Annotated in this window: 1 protein-coding gene; it reads right to left on the bottom strand. The window is 58.0% G+C overall.

All coding sequences use genetic code 11. The features are described from left to right. Positions 1-307: 307 nt before the first annotated feature. A complete protein-coding gene (locus E4K64_RS39790; protein WP_135167636.1) occupies positions 308-1,351 on the bottom strand; it encodes an IS110 family RNA-guided transposase in 1,044 nt (347 codons plus the stop codon). Positions 1,352-1,433: the final 82 nt, after the last annotated feature.

Below are 1,433 nucleotides of genomic sequence, written 5' to 3'. Positions count from 1 at the left end.
GGAGGCTTTGACACCGATCTATGGACCACGCCCACGTTGCAAGAGGAATCGACAAAGGGATGAAGCGGTTTGCGCCAATCTATCCGGCTTCGATTTGAGGCTGTCGCCCCGAGCCATTATGGATATCCGCCCACTTCTGTCCTCAATAACTCGCCGGCCTCAACAAGGGCCATGGAGTCGAACCAGGCTTCAGAAGTGTCGGTAGAACCGTTTCTCCATTCGTCCTTTCCGTCTCGCAAACCTCGGCGGGATAGTGTGCTATTCCGATCGGATCGTGGATCTTCCTTCCTTCCCGGGTCCGGACGTCTTACGCAGCGTGGCCCAGGAAACTCGCTTCGTAGTCACGGCCTTTTGCGAGTATGCTCCAGGCCATCCGCGCGAGTTTTGCGGCCAAAGCAACAACTAGTACATTCGAGTGGAGCCGCTTCGATGCTGCCTCCAGCCAGGCTCCGAAGCCGTGCCTGGCCCAGGTTTGGCGCTGCAGCAGTACGGCTCTGGCTCCCTGAATGAACAGTGTTCGTAGATAACGGTTGCCGCGTCTTGATATGCGACCGAGGATGGTTCGATCGCCGGTCGAGATTTGTTTCGGTACTAGACCAAGCCATGCCGCAAAGTCGCGGCCCTTCTGGAACGCATCACCAGTTCCGATCGCGGCGATCATCGCGCTTGAGATGATTGGCCCGACGCCCGGCGCACTCATCAGACGGCGACAATGTGCATCTTGCTCCGCGATCTCGTTGATCTCCTTGGTGACTAACGCGACGCGACGGTCGAGATAGCGCCAGTCCTCGGCCAAGTCCTGGATGAGCCGAACCACCCGAGGGGACAGGCTTTCCGAAGATGTCGAGAGGATTTGGGGGAGCGCCAATCGGAGTGCTGCCGCTCCCTGCCGCACTGGTAGCCCTCGCTCAAGCAAAAAGCCCCGGATTTGATTGATGACCGCCGTTCTCTGCGTCACCAATCGACTGCGAACTCTGTGGAGTGCCTGTAAATCGAGTTGTTCGGCCGACTTCACTGGGACGAACCGCATTGTCGGCCGCTGAACGGCCTCGGCGATCGCTTCAGCATCCCGAAAATCATTCTTGTGACCCTTGAGGTATGGCTTGACGTACTGTGCCGGCAAGAGCCGGACTTGATGGCCAAATTTCTCGAGCTTGCGACCCAGATGATGTGCGCCTGCACACGCCTCCATTCCGATCAGACAACGCGGAACATTGGCCAGCGACTGGTCAAGCTGATTTCTCGACCGCTTCTTGCGTAGCGTGATTGCGCCTGTGGTATCGAGACCGACGACATGGAATGTGTTCTTCCCGAGATCGATACCGATCGTGACAATGTTCGTATTCGACATGGCTTGCGCTCCTGCTGTTGCCCCGCCGGACTCCACGTTGCCGCTGGGAGCGGGCGTGGTCCATGCCATTAACTCGTAAGGC

The sequence above is a fragment of the Bradyrhizobium frederickii genome (assembly GCF_004570865.1).
GTDB lineage: Bacteria > Pseudomonadota > Alphaproteobacteria > Rhizobiales > Xanthobacteraceae > Bradyrhizobium > Bradyrhizobium frederickii.
Note: the sequence above shows the minus strand (reverse complement) of the source record. Positions and strands in the feature narration are given on the sequence as shown.